The sequence below is a fragment of the Psychrobacter sp. PG1 genome, assembly GCF_014897815.1.
Lineage (GTDB): Bacteria > Pseudomonadota > Gammaproteobacteria > Pseudomonadales > Moraxellaceae > Psychrobacter.
In genome coordinates this window covers 1-24,694 of sequence record NZ_JABUZG010000078.1, presented here as the reverse complement: position 1 = coordinate 24,694, position 24,694 = coordinate 1, and the positions used below count along the sequence as shown (strand labels likewise).

Annotated in this window: 24 protein-coding genes; 7 read left to right on the top strand and 17 right to left on the bottom strand. The window is 43.6% G+C overall.

Features of this window, described 5'->3' with window-relative positions; genetic code table 11:
• Window positions 1-793 precede the first annotated feature (793 nt).
• The 6 genes from INT03_RS12090 to INT03_RS12065 form a co-directional block, all read right to left on the bottom strand.
• Window positions 794-1,528, bottom strand: a complete 735-nt coding sequence (locus tag INT03_RS12090) for a DUF6977 family protein (protein ID WP_226950270.1) — start codon at window positions 1,526-1,528, stop codon at window positions 794-796.
• A gap of 123 nt (window positions 1,529-1,651) precedes the next feature.
• Complete coding sequence (locus INT03_RS12085; protein WP_193009142.1) at window positions 1,652-2,368, bottom strand: hypothetical protein; 717 nt, start codon at window positions 2,366-2,368, stop codon at window positions 1,652-1,654.
• 74 nt (window positions 2,369-2,442) lie between these two features.
• On the bottom strand, window positions 2,443-3,084 hold the full coding sequence (locus INT03_RS12080; protein WP_193009141.1) for a hypothetical protein: 642 nt from the start codon (window positions 3,082-3,084) through the stop codon (window positions 2,443-2,445).
• Between the two features lie 238 nt (window positions 3,085-3,322).
• Window positions 3,323-3,907 carry an alpha/beta hydrolase gene (locus INT03_RS12075; protein WP_193009140.1) on the bottom strand — a complete coding sequence of 195 codons (585 nt, stop codon included), beginning with the start codon at window positions 3,905-3,907 and terminating at the stop codon, window positions 3,323-3,325.
• A 33-nt stretch (window positions 3,908-3,940) separates the two neighbouring features.
• Window positions 3,941-4,831 (bottom strand): hypothetical protein, encoded by an 891-nt coding sequence (locus INT03_RS12070; RefSeq protein ID WP_193009139.1) that lies wholly within the window; start codon window positions 4,829-4,831, stop codon window positions 3,941-3,943.
• A 645-nt stretch (window positions 4,832-5,476) separates the two neighbouring features.
• Window positions 5,477-6,355: a LysR family transcriptional regulator gene (locus INT03_RS12065; protein ID WP_087816195.1), complete on the bottom strand. Its 879-nt coding sequence runs from the start codon at window positions 6,353-6,355 to the stop codon at window positions 5,477-5,479.
• A 90-nt stretch (window positions 6,356-6,445) separates the two neighbouring features.
• Between INT03_RS12065 and INT03_RS12060 the strand changes: the two genes are divergently transcribed.
• Together INT03_RS12060 and INT03_RS12055 are read left to right on the top strand one after the other, a co-directional pair.
• Window positions 6,446-6,895 carry a PACE efflux transporter gene (locus INT03_RS12060; RefSeq protein WP_045445595.1) on the top strand — a complete coding sequence of 150 codons (450 nt, stop codon included), beginning with the start codon at window positions 6,446-6,448 and terminating at the stop codon, window positions 6,893-6,895.
• 304 nt (window positions 6,896-7,199) lie between these two features.
• A complete protein-coding gene (locus INT03_RS12055; protein ID WP_193009138.1) occupies window positions 7,200-7,688 on the top strand; it encodes an META domain-containing protein in 489 nt (162 codons plus the stop codon).
• A gap of 212 nt (window positions 7,689-7,900) precedes the next feature.
• Here INT03_RS12055 and INT03_RS12050 read toward each other — a convergent pair whose 3' ends face one another.
• Both INT03_RS12050 and cynR read right to left on the bottom strand, forming a co-directional pair.
• Complete coding sequence (locus INT03_RS12050) at window positions 7,901-8,287, bottom strand: DUF6122 family protein (protein WP_193009137.1); 387 nt, start codon at window positions 8,285-8,287, stop codon at window positions 7,901-7,903.
• 47 nt (window positions 8,288-8,334) lie between these two features.
• Window positions 8,335-9,243, bottom strand: a complete 909-nt coding sequence (gene cynR, locus INT03_RS12045; RefSeq protein ID WP_193009136.1) for a transcriptional regulator CynR — start codon at window positions 9,241-9,243, stop codon at window positions 8,335-8,337.
• A 138-nt stretch (window positions 9,244-9,381) separates the two neighbouring features.
• Here cynR and INT03_RS12040 point away from each other — a divergent pair, with 138 nt between their 5' ends.
• From INT03_RS12040 to INT03_RS12025, 4 genes are all read left to right on the top strand, one after another.
• Window positions 9,382-10,044: a carbonic anhydrase gene (locus INT03_RS12040; protein ID WP_193009135.1), complete on the top strand. Its 663-nt coding sequence runs from the start codon at window positions 9,382-9,384 to the stop codon at window positions 10,042-10,044.
• 113 nt (window positions 10,045-10,157) lie between these two features.
• Window positions 10,158-10,628 (top strand): cyanase, encoded by a 471-nt coding sequence (gene cynS, locus INT03_RS12035; RefSeq protein WP_193009134.1) that lies wholly within the window; start codon window positions 10,158-10,160, stop codon window positions 10,626-10,628.
• 152 nt (window positions 10,629-10,780) lie between these two features.
• Window positions 10,781-11,992: a CynX/NimT family MFS transporter gene (locus INT03_RS12030; RefSeq protein ID WP_193009133.1), complete on the top strand. Its 1,212-nt coding sequence runs from the start codon at window positions 10,781-10,783 to the stop codon at window positions 11,990-11,992.
• A gap of 70 nt (window positions 11,993-12,062) precedes the next feature.
• Window positions 12,063-12,602, top strand: coding sequence for a GlcG/HbpS family heme-binding protein (locus INT03_RS12025; RefSeq protein WP_226950269.1), 540 nt, complete (start codon window positions 12,063-12,065; stop codon window positions 12,600-12,602).
• A 191-nt stretch (window positions 12,603-12,793) separates the two neighbouring features.
• Here INT03_RS12025 and INT03_RS12020 read toward each other — a convergent pair whose 3' ends face one another.
• The 6 genes from INT03_RS12020 to INT03_RS11995 all read right to left on the bottom strand — a co-directional run bounded on the left by INT03_RS12020 (window position 12,794) and on the right by INT03_RS11995 (window position 21,144).
• Window positions 12,794-13,366 (bottom strand): HAD family hydrolase, encoded by a 573-nt coding sequence (locus INT03_RS12020; protein ID WP_193009132.1) that lies wholly within the window; start codon window positions 13,364-13,366, stop codon window positions 12,794-12,796.
• A 185-nt stretch (window positions 13,367-13,551) separates the two neighbouring features.
• Window positions 13,552-15,237, bottom strand: coding sequence for an AMP-binding protein (locus tag INT03_RS12015; protein ID WP_193009131.1), 1,686 nt, complete (start codon window positions 15,235-15,237; stop codon window positions 13,552-13,554).
• A gap of 71 nt (window positions 15,238-15,308) precedes the next feature.
• Entirely contained in the window at window positions 15,309-16,376 is a 1,068-nt protein-coding gene (locus INT03_RS12010; protein ID WP_087816227.1) for a CaiB/BaiF CoA transferase family protein, read from the bottom strand.
• A gap of 52 nt (window positions 16,377-16,428) precedes the next feature.
• Complete coding sequence (locus tag INT03_RS12005; protein WP_193009130.1) at window positions 16,429-18,600, bottom strand: 3-hydroxyacyl-CoA dehydrogenase NAD-binding domain-containing protein; 2,172 nt, start codon at window positions 18,598-18,600, stop codon at window positions 16,429-16,431.
• Window positions 18,601-18,685: 85 nt separating this feature from the next.
• Window positions 18,686-19,891 carry an acetyl-CoA C-acetyltransferase gene (locus INT03_RS12000; protein ID WP_193009129.1) on the bottom strand — a complete coding sequence of 402 codons (1,206 nt, stop codon included), beginning with the start codon at window positions 19,889-19,891 and terminating at the stop codon, window positions 18,686-18,688.
• Window positions 19,892-19,992: 101 nt separating this feature from the next.
• Complete coding sequence (locus INT03_RS11995) at window positions 19,993-21,144, bottom strand: acyl-CoA dehydrogenase family protein (protein WP_193009128.1); 1,152 nt, start codon at window positions 21,142-21,144, stop codon at window positions 19,993-19,995.
• A gap of 344 nt (window positions 21,145-21,488) precedes the next feature.
• Here INT03_RS11995 and INT03_RS11990 point away from each other — a divergent pair, with 344 nt between their 5' ends.
• Window positions 21,489-22,100, top strand: coding sequence for a TetR/AcrR family transcriptional regulator (locus INT03_RS11990; RefSeq protein WP_226950268.1), 612 nt, complete (start codon window positions 21,489-21,491; stop codon window positions 22,098-22,100).
• A 143-nt stretch (window positions 22,101-22,243) separates the two neighbouring features.
• Here INT03_RS11990 and INT03_RS11985 read toward each other — a convergent pair whose 3' ends face one another.
• The 3 genes from INT03_RS11985 to INT03_RS11975 form a co-directional block, all read right to left on the bottom strand.
• A complete protein-coding gene (locus tag INT03_RS11985; RefSeq protein ID WP_193009126.1) occupies window positions 22,244-22,699 on the bottom strand; it encodes a hypothetical protein in 456 nt (151 codons plus the stop codon).
• Between the two features lie 373 nt (window positions 22,700-23,072).
• Window positions 23,073-24,359, bottom strand: a complete 1,287-nt coding sequence (locus INT03_RS11980) for an NAD(P)/FAD-dependent oxidoreductase (protein ID WP_193009125.1) — start codon at window positions 24,357-24,359, stop codon at window positions 23,073-23,075.
• 17 nt (window positions 24,360-24,376) lie between these two features.
• Window positions 24,377-24,640: a Na+/H+ antiporter NhaC family protein gene (locus INT03_RS11975; protein ID WP_226951693.1), complete on the bottom strand. Its 264-nt coding sequence runs from the start codon at window positions 24,638-24,640 to the stop codon at window positions 24,377-24,379.
• Between the last annotated feature and the right edge of the window lie 54 nt (window positions 24,641-24,694).

The following is a 24,694-nucleotide window of genomic DNA, read 5'->3' as shown; positions in this document are numbered from 1 at the left end:
AGATTCGGGTGCGTTGCACTTCGATGTTGAATCCAAGTGTTATAACAACAGAATAAATGAAGCATTGATATCGATAAGACCTTGAAAATAGAGCACGCAAAGAACTGATCGATGCTTATTAATAAAGAGTGCACACTTTAGCAACATTATAAAAATAATGCAAATACTAATGATAATAGTTATCATTAGTATTTGCATTATTTTTATGTATACTAAGTCAGTTAACCACTACACCTATCTTCATATCATGTAGCTAAAGTTTCCCAAATTGAGGTCTACGGATTTGACGGGATAGGTCACTTGTCGCGCCTCTTCTATATTTCTAAAACGCGTATTTCTTAAATAATAAGTGGGGATTTTTTTGTCTAATTTTCTAGAGTTATAGTCATATTTAGGGCGTGTCCTCAATTCAATCGATAGTTATCTAAATGGGTTAAAAATGGCTAAACTTTGCCAAACGGCGTCAAATAGCTTCTTAATATCTCGATATTATCTGCGCTATTTTCCTTGTTTGACTGCAATTTATCTCATTTTTATCGCCATTTTTAAAATGAGGACATGCCCTAGTATTCGTAAGTTTACATCGCATCTACATAATTAAGAGTAATAAGCGTTCTGTTGAAATATATAACGCTAAAATCAACCAGACTAAGGTGCTTGATTTTTTAGGTATGAAAATTTTTAGGCATGAAAAAGCCAAGACAAGCTTGGCTATTCTCATATATCATAAAGTCACTTGGTTAGCATAAGTTTATCTTGATAATTTTTACTACATAAATTACCGCTTTAACGATCAAACCCAACCCGCTTCCAAAAGCTGCTCAGTATTACTTATTTTGAATTCATGATATAAATTAAAAAATACTGCGGGGTCTTCAATGTTATCGAGCAACTCGCGTTTATTGAGCGCTACAAACATTGCCAGTGCATAAGCCGCACAATGGATAGACTTTTTAGGATTAAACTCACGATCCGTAAAGGCTTGATACTGCATAACTTCTTCATGCAAATGCGGGTTTTGCTTTAAGGCATTCACATAGAGCCAGTCATAAAATGTGGTTAATGGCTCTACGCTCCACTCCATGCCAAAATAATTATAGCCAATCAGTTCACCCGAGGTTATTAAGCGCTCGTCCTTTCTGGCTTGTCTTGGCGGCGCACTTAACAAGTCAGTATAGGGACCACCATCCTCAAAAACCATACTGCTTTGAAAGGCATTTTCGACACTGTACTGCTGCCCATCTTGTTCATTTGTTAGCTTCAAGCTCAATGGACTCAGCGGAAAACTCAATTTATTGCCAGACTTGCTCGATAGCTCAAGGACATGACTAAAGCCATACTTTTTGCGAATGACTTGATGCATATCATTGATGGATTTTTTCTTTTGGCGACTGGCAAATCCCACATGCCGCTCAAACCTAACCATGTCTGTTTTTACCAGATTATCACTGTTGGTTCTCGGCATAAATACGGGTCTGTGTTCTACAATATCTTGTCTTTGATCCACAGAATTCTGTGTTTGTTGCATAGCAATGTGCCTTATATCAATAGTCTTTTATAGCTGATCTTATATAAATATTCTTTTACAACGGCTCTCATAAAAACTGACGTTAAAACGTGTTGTCCTGACATCAATTTTACGGATAGCTACCTACTCAGCCGCATCTAATAACTTGTTAAGCGCCTCTACCATGGCATCATCTATGATACTGTCTTCCACATAGCTTATTACTTCGTCTATGGTGGTCAAATCCATTTCCCGAATACCCAAACTGGCTAGCTGCTCATTGATCGAGTCTAAACTGTCATTATCTTCAGTGTCGTCTAATAGATTTTCTTCAAATCTTCCTCTAACGAACCAGTACATTTTTTCTAGCACGGTTTCTTTTTTGGTTAAAGTAGAATAACCGTCACCATAAATAAACAAGTTGAAATGATAAGGTATCTCTACCTCATTAATGAAAAAAGTGCGCTTACATTCTAGTGTATAGGCTTGAATGTCTTTGTCTTCAGTGGCTTGGTCATCTTTATTGTTTTCATCACTGTCTTCATCGTATTCAATTGCTTCCTCTATCAATCCACCTAATATTTGATAGTCGCCCACTTTGACCTTATGGTTGTAAATGATAGCGGACTCTGCGATTGCGTCAAAAATAATGGCACTGACGTCTAACGTATGATTGTCAATATCATAAAAACTCTTTAGCGCGGGTAAAAACTCGGTCAGCTTTTCTTCAGGTACTGGTATCAAAAACTGCTGCTCATATATTTTAATCATGTCTTCAGGCGCATAAGTGTTGGCAGTATCGGTCTCGTTTCTACCAGTTGGTTGCAAAGGTGCAAAATTATACGGATTAGTATCGGTCATTTGGGACGGCCTTTTTATTTGGGTATGCTGTGTTAAATGTTAATGCTACCAATTGATGAGTGATGTATCACATCTTACTCACACTGCGGTAGATCATACGCGATGCTATCAACCATCTCATGACGCTGTTCAATGATAAGTTGATAACCGTTAATCACGCCATTATACGGCAAGTGACCGTTATATTCTGCATAATGCGCAGCCAGACATTGTTGAATCACCAACTCACGCTTTGCCGCATTCATTTTGGCAATATTTTGCGGTAAATACGCAACAGCTTTACTGCTAGCCACGCCGCGCGACATCCAGTTAGCGCCTTCACTCCATGTAAAGTTGATGACTGCTCGCAAGTGATATTGCGGTAGCGGATAAGGATAATGTGCCAAGTCATATTGGATTTGCGCAATATCCTTTGCAAAGGTGTCGTACTTTATATCGAGCACGGATAATAGTGTTTTTAAGAATTCATGAGCAGTAAAGTAGCTATCAATATCTGTCGCATTAAGTCCTAGTATGTCGCTAGACAATACATGACGCAGACGATCACAGGCAGATATGATGTGTTTTGGCGGATAACCCATGGCTTGGACAATATCTTGCGAACGTCGTTCACATTTCTCTATTTGGCTAACCGCCTCTTTTGCCAAAGGATGCCGCGGCGTATAACGATGAGTATATTTGGAAGGCGTGAGATTTTGGCTATTGATATGAGACATCAGTGACTCCTGAACTCCGACAATAAGAATAAGCCCAAATAGGCAAGTCAAATCAGGCATGGGTAACCTTGTCGGAGTACAGGCTCATGCGCTTTACCAGAGTGGTTTTATATCGTGCTGGAAGTTGCAATGTTTGCTGAGTGATTTTTGAAAAACTTGGCAAACCGTTAAACCCACGATAGTTTTTTAGTTCTTTATAATAGTAATTAATAATGCCTTACTTCAAGGCTGATGGTATTTAATCTTCACCATGATATGTCGCGTCATCCATCCAGACAATGGGGTCTTCGCACAGATGAACCAAGTGATACCAAATATCTTCGCTACGGGCGATACGGTGATGACCACGCTCAAAATACTCTACTTCCCAGCTATCAGGTAAGTTGACCAACGTGCGTCTGGCGACGGCTACATCTAAGCATTCATCATCAACCTCAACCATGACTCTTACCATCTCAGTATTCGAGGTCGGAAATGACAGTTTCATATCAGCCACGTCTGGTATGCGGTCTGCTAAAACCTCACTGGGATAAATGCAAGGTGCTATTAATAGCGCACGCAAATTGTATTTGTGGGCGAAATGATTGGCGAACCAGCCACCAAGTGAGTGCCCTGCCAAGACGACTCGAGGATACTCGCGCATTTTTTCTAAAATTAACGCCTCATAAATATCGAAAATCTCGTTGAAATTATCTCCATAATTGACGGTTTGGCAGGTTTTGGGCTCACGGCTAATACAAGTATATTTAGTGGTTTCATTGCTTGAATCAAGACCGTGAAAGAATAGTAAAAATGTGTCATTATTTTCAATGGGAAACATCATGGCTTTTTCCTTTTCCTTTTATCATTGTGTCTTTTATTTATTAGCATTACTTTTATAATTCAACCATAGACCATAAATGCGCTCAGCGACATCCATAGGAATCCTCGTATATCCAGCACCAAATGACACGTCATAGACCCTAGTCATCATCGCGAGAACCTCATCGGCGCTATCAGCACCCTCCTTAATCAGCATGTTAGCGATTTGCTCTGCCTCACTGCTGTACTCATCCCAAGTATCATTGTAATAACATCCCACAATACCAAAGTCATAACGATAGATCATATCGGTGATAGACCTCATCAAGCTTGCACTCGCGTGGTCATAATGTTCCGCCCATTGCTGGTATAACTGCTGACGTATGGGCAATACACAAGGCAAAATAGGACGATCTTTGGGATCATTCAGTTTCTCGGCACTTACAACGTGTGAGGGCTTAGTACCCTCCTCCCAGAGCAATGGATAGGATGACGAAAACATGCCTTTTTCGCACACATTCAAACGCCATATTCCCCACATCTCCTTGCTAGCACGACTCATGGTATAAATAATAATCTGATTGAGATAATCACTATCATAGATGATATGTTGACGATCAATTCTCACGCCTTGCTTGGGCAAGATATCCGTATAAGTGAGGGATATGTCACGTTCACTTGGTTCGGCAGCAACCACTACCTCAGGACAATCTAAATCTCTCTTCATCAGCTCATAGGGAGCAACAAAGCTCAATGTCTCATCGCTATTATTCACAAAGTAGATATCATCTTCATAGTTATCGATAGACTCGTTATGCAGATAAAACAACGGTATCTTTGGTTTAGTTTGCACCTTATCTTGAATGGATTTAGGCAGTTTTGATCCACTTGACCAATTTAAATTATCGATACGTTTTTGCCCAAAAGTGTTAGTTGTGTTTGTCATAATATTTTCCTTATTTTTTAATTTATTTTAAATATCAGTAGCTTGTAGTATTTTTAATTTTGGGTGATTCTCAGAGCAAATTTAAGTCAGCCGAGCTTGTCCGCCGCTTTTAGAGCAACGTTAAAAAGTAAAATGAGTGTTTCACTGATTATTTTAGAAGTTATTTAAACTTATTTTTAACAATATGAAATCTGTGCCATCATCGATATGACAGCCTATGATTTATGAGTAGCTTGGGTTTAGTTGATTAGAAAAATAATGATTAATGCCAGTCAGAGTGTTGATAGTTAACAGCAATAGCGAAGTTATAGGGTGAAGCGTTGCGCCTCGAGGGTTAACTCTATGTTGCTGTTTTCCTGACTGAATTACGTCCTAACTCAGTAACTATAATATAAAAATTGAGAAAGATAAAGCGTCTAATTAAAGCGGGCGACAACTGCTGTCGCTCAGCTGTATCGCATATTTAAGTTAAAAATATAATTTGGATTGAAGCAGAGTATAACTTGACCACTAAAGCGTTTGTATTAAAAACCGTTCAAAATTATAACCTACTCAAATCTATCGACAACATTATAAATTTTATAGATAGTACAGCCGCAATAAATGGACGACCCTTTAAAACTCGCTATTATTGACCGCTTAATATTACTTATTTAGCGCAATCGCAGCCGACTTCAACCAAGCAGCCGCTTTACCTAGAGGACGCTGCTTGTGCCATACAATTTCTAAAGCCACTGGCCAATCATGATCGTTAAAGTCCAATATTGGCTCGACTAAAAAACCATTATCCAATGCACTGGCTACCACATGTTCAGGCACGAATGCCCAGCCTAAATTGCGCTGTACCAGCTCAACAATGACCCACTGGCTCTCGACCCACCAGACATCAGATGCTATTCGCAACCGTGCTTTTTCTTCGCTATGATTGCGTGTTGCCACCATCAATTGCCGATAGCGTTTCAACTCCTCCCACCCTACTGGCTGACGAGCTAGCTCATGGTTCGGCGCACACACCATTTTCATCGACACCCAACCAAGCCCATGAAAATTCAGCGCTGAAGGTAGTATCTCTTGACGCCACATAATGCCTAAATCGGCGCGATCTTCTAACACCAAGCGGCTGACATCTTCCATCAGCGGAAACAATAGTTCCAGCTCCACACTAGGAAATCGGCGCGAAAACTCTTCCATCAAACCGCCCAACGTTGCTTCGGGATACAGCTCATCAACCGCCAGTACCAATCGGCTCTCTACTCCTTCGCCCAGACTTTTGGCCACCCCGCGAAAATGTTCACAACGCTCTAATATCACTCGCGCCTCTACCAGTAAGCGCTCTCCAGCTGGCGTTAGGACTGGATAGCGGCCACTGCGGACAAATAAGCTGTTGTCCAAATCAATTTCTAAATTTGATACCGCCGTGCTAATAGCAGACTGCGCCTTGCCTAGATAACGGGCGGCGGCTGAGAAAGAACCGGTCTCTACCGTGGCAACAAAGGCTTGCAATTGCTCTAATGAAAGGCTCATCTATCTAAAAATCCTATAGGTTCTAACTTGGTTATAATAGTTTAACAGATACAATAGGCGCGAAAATAACTGATTCAACTAGGAAGCTTCATGCGCACCGTGAAAGATCGTATTCGTCATACCTTGGGTTTTGAGATAATAGGTTTAATTATATTTGTACCGTTGGCAAGCTGGTTATTTGGCTTTGATATTCAGTCGATAGGTCTTATCGCCGTGGCTGCTTCGATTATCGCGACGTTGTGGAACTACTTTTATAACCTGTTATTTGACCACAGCATGCTGAAGCTACGCGGCAATGTACATAAGACGGTTCCACTACGGATGTTACATGCCTTTTTATTTGAAGGTGGTTTGCTGTTATTATTCCTACCAATAATTGCGTGGCACTTAGGCATCAGCCTCTGGCAAGCCTTTCTCATGGATATTACAATGGCTACTTTCTATTTAGTACATGCTTTTGTTTATAACTGGATTTATGACAATGTGTTTCCTATTCCAGCAAACCATCTGCTATCTCAACGTAATGATGTGGTCGCCTAATAGCAATATGGCGTGCTAAGGATTTATAGTCAATCCTATATAAATCAGATACGGTGTCAGGCTCGCTTAGTCTACTATTTGTAGTACTTTCGCTTGCCTTCCTTGTATCCAAATTATATTGAACCAACTATATCAACATAAAAACAACTTGGTATTTAAATGGTTACTGGCGCTTGTATCGCTATCATTGCTTTGTAATAATGCCTGCATCTGCTAGTGTCTCATGTCAGTTATTGGGGCAGCGAGCATAATAATTTTGAGATAAATGTCTCTATATAATAATTGAAGCAATAAAGGACTTTATATGAAAAATATGACCAAGGTAATGATGGTAAGCGTTTTAGCAGTGGGAACATTGGCAGCAGGTTGTCAAACCACATCTACGCCAAGTGCACCCGTTACCCAGCCTATTACCTCGGATGCCTTGCAAGCCTATCATTGGCAACTCGTGGATGCCAAAAACACCAAGGGCGAGACCATTACTCCATTATTCTTTAATCCAGCCAAACCATTAACCCTCGATTTTGTGACGGCGAATGGGAGCAATATCGTTACTTTGATGAATACTTGTAACAATATGAGTGCTGAATATAAGGTAGCAAATGGCGAGGTAACATTGGGTCCAGTAAGAAGCACAAGAATGGCTTGCCCTGCCCCACAAGCAAGCTTTGATAGCGCTGCGCTAGCAACCGTAAATGGTAAATATAGCATGAGCAAAAACGCCAATAACGTGCCTGTCTTGACCATTACCAATGCAAACCAAGTAGCGAATTTTAAAGCGGTTGCCAAATAATCATTGCCATATAGAGTGCTAAACTAGCCACTCAATAAAAAAGCCTCACTTATTAATAAGTGAGGCTTTTTTTGTCTATATTTATTGTCTGAATACTGAATTTAGGCCTAGTGCAGAACTAAATCCTCAGTAAATAATCCGATTCTTTAGAAAATATAAGGTTCCTATAATAAATACGGAATTAATGAGCATGCGATGGAAAGTTAAAAATACTACTTAAACCTATTTGCTAGCCATATGACCAGCTCACGAGCTGGCGCATCATCCAACGCTTGAGGGATTTGGGTATACGTCATAACACAGTCATTCAGATCCGTCAGCATATGCAACAGTAAGCCCAAACCTATGACTCTATATGGCTTAGGCAGCACTAACATAGCCACATATACTATCATTTCATAGTAACTGTGCAGCGGGTGAAAGTTAATACTACAGCGATTGGGCGAGAAGATAGGCGTTGCTAGCAGATGATCCAAATCAACCAACATAGTGGCGAGCAGTATCAGATAAACCCTTTTATAATCATTGCGAAAAAACACATAGGCAACTATTAAAGGCATGCCGAAGTGAAAAAAGTAGTGAATTAAGGTTTGCATCATTGGCCTTTTGCCTATCTCATCGTGACCGTTCGTTTTCTAAGTTTATTCTATTTGAAAAACAGTGCCTTGGATTCAACCGTGTTCGAACAGACCTCATGTGCCAACGCAACAAATGCATTGGTAGCAGCGCTCTGATACGCGCCTTTTCGTTGTAGTAATACCGCTGTACGCTGGAGCAAAGACGGCGCTAAGGTAATCGCCACCAGCTCATCATAATTATGAGCGATGTTGGACGGTAATAAGGTGGTCAGTTGGGTATGGCGAACCATTTCGATCACTGCGCTTAGCGAGTTTGCCTCCATCAGTACGTTTGGCGCAATGTCATGCTGGCGACAATAATGCTCAATCTGTTCGCGCGTGGCAAATTCGCGGCTCAGCAATACCAGTGACTGCGCGTTTAGCGTTGGCAAGTCAATCGCCATTTGCTTAGCAAGAGGGTGATGTTTACTAACAACCAGTGCAAGCGTCTCTATCAGCAAGGTTTGTGTATCGATATCGGCAGACTGTACATCTTCAAAAGCAATACCCACATCAAACTCATCATCGAGTATTTGCTTTTCCATCTGCTCCTGTGACATCTCCTTCACGCTTAGCGTGAGGCTCGGATAACGAGTATGAAACGCTTTGATTAAAGGTCCAAGCAAATACGTGGTAAAGGTAGGCGTAATCGCAATCCGCAACGCACCGCGACTGAGATCCTGCACGTCGTGGATGGCGCGCCGTCCTTCCTCCAAATCCTGCAAGGCTCTATGGGCATAGCGCGCATAGACGTCACCGGCATCGGTCAATGTGACACGGCGACCAGAGCGATCAAATAAAGTCGCGCCTAGACCCTCCTCCAACTGTTTAATCTGCTGTGATAACGCTGGCTGTGACACGTATAAAGACGCTGCTGCTTGGGTAAAGCTTTGGTACTCTGCCACTGCCAAAAAATACTTAATGTGCCGAAGAATCATGGGTCATCTCGTGTGGATTAAGGATTGATCAAGGTTTGGTCATAAGCAATTATTATCAACATCATAATATACCAGTATTTTACCTTATAACGATAGCGGCGTATCATTCCTTTCATCAACTACACAGAGGCCAACGCGATGAAAGGTATTATTGAAGGTTTTCTAAAATTTCACAGTGACGCCTATCCTAAGCGCGCCGATTTATTCAAAAATTTGGCGACCAAACAAAACCCGCGCACGCTGTTTATTTCTTGTTCAGACAGCCGCTTAGTGCCCGAGCTTGTTACTCAACACGAACCCGGTGGTCTGTTTGTGATTCGCAATGCGGGTAATATCGTCCCATCTTATGGTCCTGAGCCTGGCGGTGTATCGGCGTCAGTTGAGTACGCTATTACCGCTTTAAAAGTCACGGATGTGGTCATTTGCGGGCACTCAGACTGCGGCGCGATGACTGCAATTGCCAACTGCACCTGCATGGATCATATGCCAGCGGTAGGCAGCTGGCTACGCTACGCTGACTCAGCACGGGTGGTCAATGAAGCCCATAAACATGCCAGTGATAGCGAGCGAGTCGCCTCTATGGTTCGTGAAAATGTCATCGCCCAAATCGAAAATATCAAAACCCATCCGTCTATACGTTTGGCGCTAAGTGAAAATCGTTTGGCACTACATGGCTGGGTTTACGATATCGAGTCCGGTGACATCGATGCCTTAGATGGCGTGACCAATGAATTTGTCTCATTGGCCACGCACACTGAGGTTCGCGCTTATCCGATATCGCCACTGGCAGTCGCCGTTTAGCGTTACATAACTGTCATTATCAATGACTATGCATAATCAGAAAATCAATTAACCCAAGTGATTCATAAGCATCATTAACCCAATAACGACTACCAACCTCAAAAGGTATTATTATGATTCAGTCTCAAGTAAGCAACACCGCACGTCAAACATTAACGGACACCATCATTGCTGCCAAAGCGGCAAAGAACCTATCATTCGAGCAAATCGCTTCAGGAACAGGCTTGAGTGATGTCTTTGTCACTGCCGCTTTGCTAGGTCAGCATCCGCTACCTGCTGATGCCGCCCAAAAAGTTGGTGAAACTTTAGGACTTGATGAGGACGCCATCGCGTTACTACGATGCATTCCATCACGAGGCAGCGTTGGTAGTGAGATTCCTACTGACCCGACAATCTACCGTTTTTATGAGATGATGCAGGTATATGGCACCACGCTAAAAGCCTTGGTTCATGAGCAATTTGGTGATGGTATCATCAGTGCCATTAATTTCAAAATGGATATCAAAAAAGTAGCTGACCCAGAAGGTGGTGATCGCGCAGTGATCACTCTAGATGGTAAGTTCCTACCGTTCAAACCTTTTTAAATGATGCTTTAAATAGCAGTTTAATCAGCGGTTTGTAAAAGTAGTACTTATTGAAAAAGTCGACGTTCGGCATATAGTGACGTCGGCTTTTTTGGCGACTCAGGCGGTGATTTTTTGGTACTGCCTTTCTTAATACGGATTTTATATTATTCATGAGTACCGATCATATCTCCTCCACGGCGCCTTCGTCGATACTGACCTTGTTGTCTCCTATGCTGGTGATTGCTGGGTTGGCGATAACGCTGCGCCCAACGATCACTTCTACTGGTCCGTTGCTGACAGAAATTCGCCTAAGCACAGCGATAGGTTTACAAGCCGCCTCTTTATTGGTGGTGCTGCCGATGCTGTGTATGGGTATATTTCCGCTACTGTTGCCTTGGATTGGGCGACGATTTAGTGAAAGCGCGTGGATCACAGGCGGACTGTTTGCAATTGCCTTCGCGGGTTTATGGCGCTTGTGGTTAGATACTGGAGGTACGCTGATAGCCAGTGCCTTAGTAGGCGGTACGGGTATCGCCATCGTGCAAGCAATGGCACCTGGTGTGGTCAAGCGTTGGTATCCTGCACGCGTACTACTTGCTATGGGCGTTTACTCTGCCGCACTGATGACTGGTGGCGGGGTTGCCGCTATCTTGAGTCCAGTGGTCGCTCAACATTACGGCAGTTGGCAATCCGGTTTGGGTATCTGGCTGGTAGTGCCAGTTTTTGCCCTCGTGCTGTGGTGGCGGCGCCCCTCCGAGCAGATGGAAAATCGAGACGACGGGGTAAAAATCAACTTTTTTGGCAATCGCCGTGCTTGGCTGCTGGCAAGTTATTTTGGTCTGGCAAACGCTGGATATGCTTGTATGATTGCATGGTTGCCAAGCTATGCGCAGACTTTGGGCTGGAGCGCGCAAAGTAGTGGCGAGCTGATCGGTATCATGACGATTTTTCAGGTCATTGGTGCGCTGGTTATTCCAATGTTGTCCGCCCATCGTCTCGACCGCCGACCTTGGTTGTTTTTTGCCGTAGGCATACAAATCGCTGGATTTATAGGTTTGATTACCATGCCGACAGCTTTGCTCATCTTGTGGATTGCCTTGATTGGCTGTGGTCTTGGTGCCTGCTTTTCATTGACATTGACCGTCGCGTTAGATCATTTGTCAAAACCCAAACTCGCTGGGGCACTAGCAGCATTTGTCCAAGGCATCGGCTTTATTATTACCGCCATCGCGCCTTATGTCGCAGGTGTGCTTCGCGAGTCGACTGGCAGTTTTCAGGCGGTTTGGTGGATGCTATTGATCAGCCTTATCGGTATGCTGTTTGTCACCATCAAGTTTGCCCCAGCAAGTTATCATCAGGCAATTAACTTGTCTAAGCTTTGATTCAGGCGTATTGAGTCACGTCATGCAATATTCAAAACAACCTCAAGGATTAACTATAAAAGGACTGATTATGAAAAAACTCGTTATCTATGCCGCGCTTGCAACCTCGCTGTTGTCCATCTCCGCGTGTGCCAACACCTCACAGTATCAAGTACAAGTGATCAAACCAAACATAATAACCCAAGGAGCAGAGATGGCAACCATTCCATTATTGACTGGCGAGATGGCACAAAACATGGTGAATGCCGCCGCATTAGAAGCCAAAAACAACAATTTGATGGTATCTGTGACCGTCGTTGACGCCTCTGGACAAACCTTAGCAGTGCTCAGAGATCACCGCGCAGGCGTGCATACCGTGCGTGCCAGTTACAAAAAAGCCTATACCGCAAACTCACAAAAAAGAGAAACGGCGGTCATCGCCAAAGGCATCAAAGACGGCACGATTCCTGAAGACCTACGCTATCTGGATGAAAACATCCTTATCTTAGATGGCGGCGTGCCCATTTATATCGATGGTATCGTAGTTGGTGGTATCGGGGTGGGCGGCGCACATGGTAGCGAAGATGTACACATCGCCAAAGCAGGTCTAAAAGCATTAGAGCAGCAGTAGAGCGCGCTAAAATTTTAAGATAAATATTCCACATATTAGGCTGTTCAACAATCGATAAGCCTGCCTGTTCTTATGTTTATCGTTACTTCTATAAAATAAGAAGGAGAGAAACCATGTAATGATTTCTCTCCTTCTAAAATGCGCCATTAAAGTAGTCCATGCAGATGCCTCAATTAAATTGAGGACATACTCTAGATCAATGCCGCTAGATCCGTGAGCTGCTCAAGCACAATATCTGGTGAATATTTTTCCAGTTGCACATGGGTTTGAGCACCAGTCAGCACCCCAACACATAGACCACAATGGGCATTTTTGCCTTCTTCGATATCGATGCCGCTGTCCCCTGCTTTCAATACCTGTTGCGAATGCTCAATCCCAAACTTTTCCATAGCAAGGGTAATCATATCTGGCGCAGGACGACCATTATGCACATCATCCGCTGTAATCAAAGCGTCAATATCACGACCCACTGACCATCCTAAAAGAGTCAATATCTTATTGGCAGTCTGAATATCGTAGCCCGTATTTAGCACGACTTTTCTACCTGACTGCTTTAACTGAGTGAAAAAATCTAGCATGCCATCGAAGGTTGCTACCGTGTCCTTGGTATAGGCTGATGCCAACGCTGATTTAAAGGTATTAAAGGCAGCATCCGTCCATTTTTCACTATCAGCGGTCGCGGTATTGTCATTTTTGCATACTTCATTGAGTATATCGCTAATGGCTAAATGAGCCCTTACAGAAATAGCTGGCGAATCGATCATTTACATTTTCAGACGGAACAAACTAACCGTGAGCGTCATTGATTGGAGGCGGTAAATTGTATCAAGAGCTTTTACTCTCATTGAATATCGGTATAAATAATGGTTATTGGTGATTAATTATTGCGACTGATGATGGTCATGCTGTAGTGGTAAAATGGCCATGCAATGTTTCTCTTGAATAGTTGTTACGCTTCCTGAGCCAATTTTCTCAGCTTGTGACGCAGTATTTTTCCGACAGTTGATTTGGGTAACTCGTCTATGAATTCGATATGACGCGGGCATTTATAGGCGGCCAAATTTGCTTGGCACAGCGCTCTAATATCATCCTCATTTAAGCTATCATCAGATTTTACAACATAGGCTTTGACCGACTGACCCTGCAACTTATCATCGATACCCACCACTGAACATTCGGCAACCTTAGGGTGCTCCTCAATGATGTTTTCTACTTCGTTAGGATAAACGTTGAAACCACTGACGATAATCATGTCTTTTTTACGGTCATATATCTTAATAGCACCCTGCTCGTTCATAGACGCAATATCACCTGTTTTTAAGTAACCATCAGCGGTAAAAAACGTCGTATTGTCAATATTATGATAATGAGTAATGACGTTGTCACCTTTGATACACATCTCACCAACTTCATTTATGGCGAGAATATTTTCATCATCATCACGGATACTGATATCGACACTAGGCAGTGGCAGCCCTACATTGCCACTATATTCAGTGCCATTAAATGGATTAGCGGTACCCACGCCTAGCGTCTCAGACATACCCCAGCCTTCGAGGATAGGCAGACCTGTGACTTCACGCCAGCGCTTAGCAGTTTCAGGGGTCGCTGCCATACCACCGACTAGGGTTAACTTGCATGCGGAAAAATCCAGCTCCTTAAATTTGGGATTCATCAGCAGGGCTTGGAACAAAGTATTGACACCAGGCAATAGATGAAAAGGACGCTTGCGCAATATCTTGATAAACCCTTCAATATCACGTGGATTGGTAACCAGTGTGAGATGCTGACCCACACTCAACCCAACTATTGAGCAGATAAACGCATAAATATGATACAGCGGTAAAGCGACAATGGTATTTATTTGAGTACTATCAGACATGGCGTCATAGACTGGCTTGAACCATTCGACAAACTGGTAAGTGGCGGTCACAACATTTTGATTGGTAATCAAAATACCTTTGGCAACGCCTGTCGTACCGCCAGTATATTGCAGCATTAATAAGTCGTCCGCTTGAATGGTAGGACGAGAATAACTTAATTTTTTGGCGCGTTTTAAAACCGCTTTATAGCGAGTCACGGTATAACGAGAATTGGATTTCAACTGATAACGGGGAATGGCTTTTTTGACATATTTGGCAGCGATATTAACAAGCGCACCTTTCACTACTCCTAACATATCGCCAATCTTGCTGATGACCACGGTTTTGACAGGCGTGTCTTTGATAATTTTCTCTAACGTTTTGCAAAATGGTTCTAATATAAATAATACAGCAGTATCTGAATCAGCCAATTGATGCCTCAATTCACGAGGACTATACAGTGGATTGATGAGCGTTGTGACCATACCAGCGCGAATTATCCCTATGACAATAGGCAGGTACTGGTTGACATTGGGCATCATGATGCCTATGACCGAACCCTTTGCTAGACCCAGACTTTGAATCCAAGCCGCAATAGCCAATGACAGGCTATCCACTTGCCCATAAGTATAAGTAACACCCATGTTGGTGATAAATTCATGGCTGGCATATTCTGTTAATTTGTCATCAAACATGTCAATCAATGTATTATGTGGCGGCGCTATCTGTGCATTTATCCCTTTAGGATAATGCTGCGTCCAAAACTGATCCATAACTTACCTTCCTTGGTAATCAACTTATGAAAAACTCAATGGCTTTGAAGCATTTCTCATAAAAAACATAACTACTGAACCTGCTGCCATCCTGACGTTGCATCATACTCATCTTGATGGGCAAATAAGGGATGTGCTTTTGCTTCACTGAGGCTAAGCACAGGGGTGACACAGACATCAACAGACGCAAAAACTTGCTGCCAATGCTCAAGCGTTTGACTGGCAAATTTATCGCTTATCGCCTTAGCCGCCGCTTGGCTTTCAGAGGTATTTGGCATAACCCCAAGTTGCCAATGGCTATTTTTGAGCGCAGACAAATCCAATGCCTCACACAAGCCCTGCCAGAATTTCAGCTCTAGCGAACCAACGGCCATATAGCGCTCGTCCGAAGTTTTGTATAGGCGATAACAAGGTAATAATCCACCCAAAAAATCATGATGCGGTGCTGGTTGTTGCCCTGAGAAACTTTTCACTAGCGCTCCCGTTGCCTTTGGCATGACCATATGCTGGTACAAGCTGTGCGTCATACTAACGGCAACATGACGACCTTTGCCCGTCCGCTGGGCGGCGAATACAGCAGCAAGCAGTGCAATCACAGCGGTATCACTGCCGCCTGCCAAATCTGCAAATTGAACGTTAGGCATTGCCTGCTCGCCATCCGCCGTCTTTAATTGGTCTAAAACACCGCTCATCGCCATAAAGTTAATATCATGACCGGCTTTATCAGCCCAGTCATGATTAATATCAATTTTCGAATCGCTAGATGCCAAACCGTAACCAGTAATCGATACCATGACCAATTTTGGATTAATCGCATGCAGCGTTGTAGCATCTAGTCCCATGCCTTTTAGGACGCCAGGGCGAAAGCTATCCAACATAACATCAGCATCTTTGAGGTGCGCTTTGATAGCAGCAATACCTTGAGGATCAAGAAAGTCGTGTTTCTCGGTGGTTTTGCCATGATTTAGTGCTTTAAACAATTCGCCAAAGGCTCTGGCAGGATCACCATTTTTAGGTTCAATCTTAATGATTTCTGCGCCCAAATCTGCAAGCAAACGCGTCGCAAAGGGTCCCGGTAAATTACGAGTCAAATCAATGACGCGCAGCCCTTGTAAGCAATCTGCCATTAAATCTATCATTGAACCAGTGCTCGTATTAATCGCAGAATCAAGCATAGAATTAACCATCAGCTCAGTCATCAGCAAACACCTCACCTTTATCTGCCATGTCTAGCAGAATTTGTGCTGGCTCAAAACGCTCACCGTATTGAGTCACGAGTTCACGGCTACGGGTGATGAACGCCTCTAACCCCATCGCATTAATAAACTGTAGCGTACCGCCTTGATGCGGCGCAAAGCCCCAACCAAAAATGGAGCCGATATTGGTATCAGCGACAGAGCGCACGACGTTTTCTTGATAACATTTAGCAGATTCGTTGGCTTGGATAAACATCAAACGATCGATTAAATCTTGCTGTGATGGCTGCTCTGCTTTTGCTGGGTATAAATCCATCAGCTCAGGCCACAAGTATTTGTCACCATTATCGGCATACTCATAAAAGCCTTTACCATTTTTTTTGCCCTCGCGATTGTGTTCTTTGACCAGCGTTTTCAGTATCTCGTACGAGGGACGAACAGCAATGGGTTTACCTTCAGCCTTCATATCCAGCTGCTGCTGTTCGCTCACATGCAACGCCAAACTTAATGACACCTCATCTTGCAATGCCAGTGGCGGCATGGGCATGCCCGTTTTCATGCCAGCAACTTCGATGCTGCGCGGATGGACGCCCTCGCCTAACATCGCAACCCCTTCTGACACGTAAGTGCCAAATACCCGTGAGGTGTAAAACCCCCGACTGTCATTAACGACGATAGGTGTTTTACCGATTTGTAGCACATAATCAAAGGCTTTTGCTAAAGTGGCGTCATCCGTTTGCTCGCCCATGATAATCTCAACCAACGGCATCTTATCGACTGGCGAGAAGAAATGCAGCCCGATAAATTGATTGGGTCGGGTGCTGGCTTTTGCCAATCCAGTGATAGGAAGTGTCGAAGTATTAGATGCATAGACAGCCGTGTTAGGAATCACCGCCTCAGATTGCTGAGTACACTTGGCTTTAATCTCACGATTTTCAAACACCGCTTCGATAATCAGATCACATTCTGCCAAATCCTCATAAAACACTGTTGGCTTGATGCGATTGAGTAACGCTTGCTTTTTCTCTTCAGTGGAGCGTTTACGGCTAATGGCTTTGTCCAAAATGGTGGCAGAATATGATTTGCCTTTTTCAGCGCCTGCCATTTCAGTGTCGAGGAGTACAACGTCGATCCCCGCCTTTGCGGTGACATAAGCAATGCCCGCACCCATCATGCCTGCACCTAAAATACCAACTTTTTTGGTTTTATAGCGCTCAAAACCATCAGGACGAGATTGACCTTTTTTAATACTATTCAGCTGAGTCCATAGCGTATTAATCATATTTCTAGATTCAGCAGACAGCACACAAGCGGCGAAGTAACGCGACTCAAGCTCAAGTCCCGTATCGATATCCACTAAGCAGCCCTCGAAAACGCAAGACATGATGTGAGTAATGGCTGGATAATTGCCGTGTGACTTTTGGTTGGCCATGGCAGGCGCGATAGAAAATATCGGCACAATACTAGGATGCTTACTATCACCGCCGGGAATTTTAAAACCTTTTTTATCCCATGGTTGCTGGGCACTGGGATTGGCGTTAATCCAGTCTTTCGCCTGCTTGAACATATCTGCTTTGTCAGTAGCAACAGCATCAATCAAACCCATGTCTTTAGCAGCAGCTGGACGCAGCTCTTTACCTTGGGTCATCAGCTCGAGTGCTGATTGAATGCCAACCAATCGAGGTAAACGCTGAGTACCTCCGCCGCCCGGTAGCAAGCCCAATTTGACTTCAGGTAGACCCAGTTCGGTTTTAGGCGAATCAATCGCGATACGATAATGACAGGCCAATGCCAACTCCAAACCACCGCCAAGTGCCGTTCCAGTCATAGCAGCAACGACAGGTTTACCAGATTTCTCTAGTTTGCGTAAGCTAGCTTTCAGGTCTTCGACCAGCTCAAAGGCTTGTTCAGCAGTTTTAATATTAGCCAACTGATCAATATCAGCACCGACCACAAAGGTCTCTTTGCCAGAGGTTAAAATCAAACCTTTGGCGGACGCATCGTTAATAAAGTTGTCAGTCATCACTGCAAAACTATCGGTGAAACCGTCGCCGATGACATTCATTTTGCGACTACTTTGGTCAATCGTAACGGTGATAATGCCATTATCAGATTCGGCAGAAAAGTGGTTCAATGCATTGATGGCGTCTACGCTGTTTATGCTCATTTCAAGTCCTTTTTATATTATTCTATGTCGATATCAGTCACTAGAAACTAATGACAATCACTAAAATCTATTAGCACTATCAGCACTACACGCGCTCAATGATAGTGGCGATGCCCATACCGCCGCCCACACACAGCGTAATCATCGCGGTTTTTAGATCGCGACGTTCTAACTCGTCAAGCACAGTCGTCATGAGCATCGCGCCCGTGGCGCCAAGTGGATGACCCATAGCAATAGCGCCGCCATTGACGTTGACGATATCAAGAGAGAGTCCGAAGTCATCGGCAGTATTTAACGGAACGGCAGCAAAGGCTTCATTGATTTCCCATAGATCTATATCTGAAGCTTGCATGCCCGCTTTTTTGAGCGCTTTTTGGCAGGCAGGCGTTGGCCCTGTCAGCATAATGGCAGGTTCTGAGCCAATGACTGAGGCCATGGTGATTTTGGCGCGTGGTTTTAGACCTGCTTTTTGACCAGCAGCACTACCCACTAAGCAAATTGCGGCACCATCGACGATGCCTGATGAATTGCCCGCATGATGTACGTGATTCACTTTTTCAATGGTGGTATATCTGTCCAAGATAACGCTATCAAAGCCCATCTTGCCCGGCATAATAAAGGAGGGATTGAGACCAGCTAAGGTTTCGACATTGGTGTTAGGACGAATGGTTTCGTCTTTATCCAATAATGTCATGCCATTGATATCGGTGACGGGAACGACCGATTTGTCATAATAGCCCTGCTCCCAAGCATACGCAGCGCGGCGATGCGACTCGGTAGCAAACGCATCGACATCGGTGCGACTAAAGCCTTTTAGCGTCGCTATAGTGTCTGCACCAACGCCTTGCGGGACAAAATGCGTCGCTTCATTAACCCGTGGATCCATATACCATGCCCCGCCGTCAGAGCCCATCGGTACGCGGCTCATCGATTCTACGCCGCCTGCAACCACCATGTCCTCCATACCTGACATGATTTTGGCAGCGGCCAGATTGATAGACTCCAGACCTGAGGCACAAAATCGAGATAAAGTGACACCCGCCACACTTTGCGCCCAGCCAGCATCAATGACGGCTATACGGGCAATATCAGAACCCTGCTCACCAACGGGCGTCACGCAACCAAGCACCACATCATCGACCAAACTGGTATCCAAATGATGGCGCTGTTGCATTTCCTTTAATAAGGTACGGGCAAGCCAAATTGGTGACGCCTGATACAAGGAGCCATCCTTTTTGCCTTTACCACGTGGGGTACGGATAGCATCATAAATGTAAGCAGTCTCAGTCATAAAAATCCCTTTTTCTTTTTTGAATAAATAACCATGATGGATGATGGCAATATAATCTATTTCTTAGAATCAGAAGTAGAACCAAAAAGCAAATCAGCCGCTTACATAAAGCGTGACGCCAGCTCTTTCATGATTTCATTGGTGCCGCCGTAGATTTTTTGTACTCGCGCATCAGCATATAGGCGAGCAATCGGGTATTCTGTCATGTAGCCATAACCGCCAAACAGCTGGACGCATTCGTCTATCACATCACACTGCTTTTGCGTCACCCAGTATTTAATCAAAGATGCCTGCGGTACGGTTAATTTGCCCTCTAACATGGCATCGACAGCGGCATCACACATCGTGCTGGCAGCGAGATAATCAGCGTAGCATTCTGCCATTTTGAAGCGCGTATTTTGAAACTTCCAAATAGGCTTACCAAAGGCTTCCCGACCTTTGACATAATCTAGGGTCAAATTAATCGCGAGCTTCATCGCACCAACGCCCGTTAAGGCAATAATTAAACGCTCACGTGGCAGCTCTTGCATCATTTGAATAAAACCCATGCCCTCTACTGTGCCAAGCAAATTCTTTTGCGGCACACGTACATTGCTGAAAAATAACTCCGAAGTATCTTGTGAGGTCAGACCAATCTTATCGAGATTACGACCACGCTCAAACCCTTCTACTTTGTCCGTTTCTACCACGATAAGCGAAACACCTTGCGCCCCTTTTTCACGATCGGTTTTGCAGGCGAGCAAAATCAGGTTGGCATGCTGACCATTGGTAATAAAGGTTTTTGAACCATTGATAATGTAATCATCGCCATCTTTTACCGCATAGGTTTTGATGTTCTGCAAGTCTGAGCCTGTACCCGGTTCGGTCATAGCAATCGCAGCCACATACTCACCCGTCGCCATCTTAGGTAGCCATTCTTTTTTCTGCGCTTCCGTACCATGACTCAAGATATAAGGCGCGACAATACCTGAATGCACCATGCCGCCGAATCCGGATTGATTAGCCTCAGCTTGCGCATAAAGAAGCGCCGCTTCATGACCAAAGTCACCGCCGCCGCCGCCATATTCTTCTGGTATCGATGCACATAAGAATCCCATCGCGCCAGCCTCTTCCCACGCAGCGCGGTCAATCATGCCGTTTTTACGCCACTGCTCGTCCTTTGGCTCCCACGATTGAAACATTTTAAGCGCGCTGTCATGCACCATCTGGTGCTCTTCGGTCATCCAGTTCGGGGTGAATTTTTCAATACTCATATTGTCTGTCCTTGACGATGGGAAGTTGATAATGGCTAGGGCGTGTCCTCAATTCAAACGAGGACACGCCCTAATATAAAATACTATTGAGTGTAAACATATTACTTATGGTAATTTTAATTACCGTTATATACAATCTTAGTATTCTTTATATTTAATATCATGCAAGACTTATACTAGGACAGTAAAAGACAATGCGCAACCTATTAACAAACAATAGTAATTTATATTACCTATTTCAACTCTAGCTTATCAAGCCGATAAATAAGACGCTGTAGCACAGTATAAAAATTCTCACCGCACAGGAATCATCAAGCATGCAATCTACGAGTCAGATATCTAGTATGAATACAGCCCGAGCTTTGGCACCCTTATCCGATATGCGCCCTGCTACTTTAGAAAAAATTGAAAAAGCCGTTCGTAAAGTGTTTGCAGGTTTTGACTCTAATGAGGTGACCATGGCACAAATTGCAAAGTCTGCCAATGTCTCACTACAGACGCTGTATAAATATTTTGGTGATAAGCAAACACTGTTTTATACCATCATGGATATTGTATTAGGCAGGTTGGCAGCGCGCATCATGGATCATTTGCAAGGCATTGATAGCGTGCAAGATAGGCTACGCAAGACATTATGGGTTTGTTTTGACTTTGTAGATTCACATCCCGATGCGGTCATGGTGCTGTCTTCGGTATCGGCATCGCGTATACGTAACATTGCGATTTATGAAAATAAAGAGCTGATTGGGGCATTTTTGAATGTGTTGGAAGATGGTCAAAAACGTGGCGTACTGAATGACACCGTGCCCCTTTATATACTTTTTGATGTGTTTATGGGATTCATTAGTCGCCTTGGATTGATGCACATTATTCGTCAGACCGATACACCCATTAATGCAGAGTTTGATGCGTTATTCGTGATTTTATGGCGAGCCATATCAAAGCCTGACATATAATCAGTTTGATATACAATCACTTGTACGATATTATGAAATATTCATACCAGCCAATTTTCAATTTCATCATTAAAGATCACAACGAAAAAAGCCTCACTTTGTAGTGAGGCTTTACTTAATGCTTAAAAACTAATGCTTAAAAATCAACATTCCTTAGATTTTTTTAGCTTATATTCTTCTACTCTATCAACCATTTCATAATCTTGTTCACTCATCTGTTGATAGCCATTGCTCACACTACCATAGCATGAATTTTTATTATCATGCTGAGCGTGCACAGCAGCATCTTTGATCTGGGCAATGTCTTCTGCAAACGGCGTATGAGGGATATCCAGCACAGAAAATAGCGTGGCTAAAAATTCATCAGCGGTAAAATATTTATCCATATAGCTGCCATCAAGCCCAAGGTATTTGTTTGATAATACGTGACGCAGGCGCTCACAAGCAGGCATAGTGTGTTTCAAAGGATAGCCCATGGCTTTGACAATATCTTGCGAACGCAGCTCAAGCGTCGCTATCTGATTGATCGCATACTGGGCGAGAAGATGACGTGGGTGGTAATGACGGGTATATTTGGATTGGTTAGCAATGTGGCTCATGATATTGAACACCTTAGACTCCTGTAACTCCGACGAAAAAGGGTGAAATACGCCCAAATAGGCAAATAAAATCAGGCACAAATGAGGATGTCGGAGTACAGGCTCATGCGCTTTACCAGAATTATTTTATATCGTGCTGGAAGTTGCAAGGTTTGTACGCCACCATTTATAACGATAATGGCTGGCAATGACAAAACTGTTAAACCCACGATAATGACTTAAAGATGATAGCATATCAGATAATAGAAAATAAATACTGATATTAATATGCTTTGGTAATCACACGATTGTTACGGTCTCTTTATCGCCGTCAAAGTCTGAATACCTTTATATTTAAAAACGGTAGAAAAAATCAGACGATGACTCAGCAAAGCTATCTAATTATTTTTAGACATTGTCCTGCATGATATAAAGTCAGTCCTAGCTCAGTAAAGCCAGATTTCATCCCGCCAAAAGAAACTTTTGCCTCTTCTAAGGTCTTAAATGGTAAGGGAATACTGTCTCTATTACCCGTCATTATATAGTCTGCGAAGCACTTACCCATTAGCGTGCCTGTGGTAATGCCGCGACCATTATAAGCCGTTGCTGTCAGCAAGCCCTCGTCGGGCTCCATGACTCGAAAAATATGATCTTGCGTGAAGCCAAAACTACCAGTCCACTCATACTGCCACTTAAATGCTGGCAAATCTGGATAATAGCTCTTTTGCACCGCATTGGCCCATGATTGATAAAAGGATTTTGGTTTAAACTGTGTACCACCCACCGTTCCCAATAATAGGCGATCGTCGTCATCACGGCGAAAGCTAGACAAGGCCAAGCGTGTATCCCATGCCCCTGTTTTGTAAGGTAAGATACGATCTGCCGCCTCGCCGCTAAGCGGCTCAGATGCAATCTGATAGTAATAAACCAAATAAAAGGTCTTTTTAATTTCTGTCCATTCGCCTTCGGTATAAGCGTTGGTTGCAATAATGACGCGCTCGGACTTGACGCGCGCTTTAGAAGTCCTTGCATACCAATCGCCATCTACCTTTTCTAAGGCTTCAACAGCGGAATGCTCATAAATAGTGACACCAAGACTGGTTGCTACTTTTGCGAGTCCTCTAACATAAGCCAGTGGGTTTATCGTACCAGCCCGATGATCTAGTAATGCTTTATTGATACTTTTGGTACCGCAATATTCATGGCATTTGCTGCCGGTTAGTACTTCAACGTTCGCGCCGCGGCGGATAAGTTGCTCGTATCTAATATCGACATCGACTTCACCTTTGGCGTTATGTGCCATGTGGATATTACCGGCTTGAGTGGCTTGGGCGTCGATATTATAACGTTTGATTAAGTCGAATACTAAGCTTGGCGCTTGTCCGAGGGCTTCAGTTAGACGCTCACCTGCCGCTTCACCTAGCGCAATATTCAAATCATCAGGGCGCGCCCAAGTACCTGCATTGACGAGCCCTACGCTTTTACCGGAGCCGCCACTGCCTATCGTATGACTCTCAAGCAAAATAACCTTGACGCCTTTTTCTGCCAAATGAATCGCCGCAGATAATCCTGTATAACCGCCGCCTATGATACAAATAGTCGCTTCAGTATCGCTATTCATCTGGCTGTAGGTATCAATAATAGGTGCAGTCGTATTCCACAAACATTGCTCTTGCAACATCTCATATTCCTTCTAAATTACACGTTGTCTATAGTGGAGAGCGTGCTTGTGTCGTTATTAACAATAGGTTCTTCACGGGGAATAAATTTGTCTAAGAATACCCATAACAAACCAAATAGCGGTGATAACCAACAGGCAAAGGCGAATGGTGCATAAGTAAGGGTTGCAATACCTAATGTTGCCGCGACGAAACTACCGCCCATGTTCCAAGGAATAAGTGGAGATAACAGGGTTCCGGTATCTTCAATAGAGCGTGTGAGTGTCGTGCGTTTGTAGCCCATTTCTTGATATTTGTCTTCCTAGATTCAAATAAGAAGTGCAACGTTTTAAAAGAA

What these genes read in the sequence shown, in the direction of transcription:
- INT03_RS12090 (WP_226950270.1), bottom strand. Translation starts at nt 1,528, where the DNA reads ATGCAACAAACACAGAATTCTGTGGATCAAAGACAAGATATTGTAGAA.
- INT03_RS12085 (WP_193009142.1), bottom strand. Translation starts at nt 2,368, where the DNA reads ATGACCGATACTAATCCGTATAATTTTGCACCTTTGCAACCAACTGGT.
- INT03_RS12080 (WP_193009141.1), bottom strand. Translation starts at nt 3,084, where the DNA reads ATGTCTCATATCAATAGCCAAAATCTCACGCCTTCCAAATATACTCAT.
- INT03_RS12075 (WP_193009140.1), bottom strand. Translation starts at nt 3,907, where the DNA reads ATGATGTTTCCCATTGAAAATAATGACACATTTTTACTATTCTTTCAC.
- INT03_RS12070 (WP_193009139.1), bottom strand. Translation starts at nt 4,831, where the DNA reads ATGACAAACACAACTAACACTTTTGGGCAAAAACGTATCGATAATTTA.
- INT03_RS12065 (WP_087816195.1), bottom strand. Translation starts at nt 6,355, where the DNA reads ATGAGCCTTTCATTAGAGCAATTGCAAGCCTTTGTTGCCACGGTAGAG.
- INT03_RS12060 (WP_045445595.1), top strand. Translation starts at nt 6,446, where the DNA reads ATGCGCACCGTGAAAGATCGTATTCGTCATACCTTGGGTTTTGAGATA.
- INT03_RS12055 (WP_193009138.1), top strand. Translation starts at nt 7,200, where the DNA reads ATGAAAAATATGACCAAGGTAATGATGGTAAGCGTTTTAGCAGTGGGA.
- INT03_RS12050 (WP_193009137.1), bottom strand. Translation starts at nt 8,287, where the DNA reads ATGATGCAAACCTTAATTCACTACTTTTTTCACTTCGGCATGCCTTTA.
- cynR (WP_193009136.1), bottom strand. Translation starts at nt 9,243, where the DNA reads ATGATTCTTCGGCACATTAAGTATTTTTTGGCAGTGGCAGAGTACCAA.
- INT03_RS12040 (WP_193009135.1), top strand. Translation starts at nt 9,382, where the DNA reads ATGAAAGGTATTATTGAAGGTTTTCTAAAATTTCACAGTGACGCCTAT.
- cynS (WP_193009134.1), top strand. Translation starts at nt 10,158, where the DNA reads ATGATTCAGTCTCAAGTAAGCAACACCGCACGTCAAACATTAACGGAC.
- INT03_RS12030 (WP_193009133.1), top strand. Translation starts at nt 10,781, where the DNA reads ATGAGTACCGATCATATCTCCTCCACGGCGCCTTCGTCGATACTGACC.
- INT03_RS12025 (WP_226950269.1), top strand. Translation starts at nt 12,063, where the DNA reads ATGAAAAAACTCGTTATCTATGCCGCGCTTGCAACCTCGCTGTTGTCC.
- INT03_RS12020 (WP_193009132.1), bottom strand. Translation starts at nt 13,366, where the DNA reads ATGATCGATTCGCCAGCTATTTCTGTAAGGGCTCATTTAGCCATTAGC.
- INT03_RS12015 (WP_193009131.1), bottom strand. Translation starts at nt 15,237, where the DNA reads ATGGATCAGTTTTGGACGCAGCATTATCCTAAAGGGATAAATGCACAG.
- INT03_RS12010 (WP_087816227.1), bottom strand. Translation starts at nt 16,376, where the DNA reads ATGATAGATTTAATGGCAGATTGCTTACAAGGGCTGCGCGTCATTGAT.
- INT03_RS12005 (WP_193009130.1), bottom strand. Translation starts at nt 18,600, where the DNA reads ATGAGCATAAACAGCGTAGACGCCATCAATGCATTGAACCACTTTTCT.
- INT03_RS12000 (WP_193009129.1), bottom strand. Translation starts at nt 19,891, where the DNA reads ATGACTGAGACTGCTTACATTTATGATGCTATCCGTACCCCACGTGGT.
- INT03_RS11995 (WP_193009128.1), bottom strand. Translation starts at nt 21,144, where the DNA reads ATGAGTATTGAAAAATTCACCCCGAACTGGATGACCGAAGAGCACCAG.
- INT03_RS11990 (WP_226950268.1), top strand. Translation starts at nt 21,489, where the DNA reads ATGAATACAGCCCGAGCTTTGGCACCCTTATCCGATATGCGCCCTGCT.
- INT03_RS11985 (WP_193009126.1), bottom strand. Translation starts at nt 22,699, where the DNA reads ATGAGCCACATTGCTAACCAATCCAAATATACCCGTCATTACCACCCA.
- INT03_RS11980 (WP_193009125.1), bottom strand. Translation starts at nt 24,359, where the DNA reads ATGTTGCAAGAGCAATGTTTGTGGAATACGACTGCACCTATTATTGAT.
- INT03_RS11975 (WP_226951693.1), bottom strand. Translation starts at nt 24,640, where the DNA reads ATGGGCTACAAACGCACGACACTCACACGCTCTATTGAAGATACCGGA.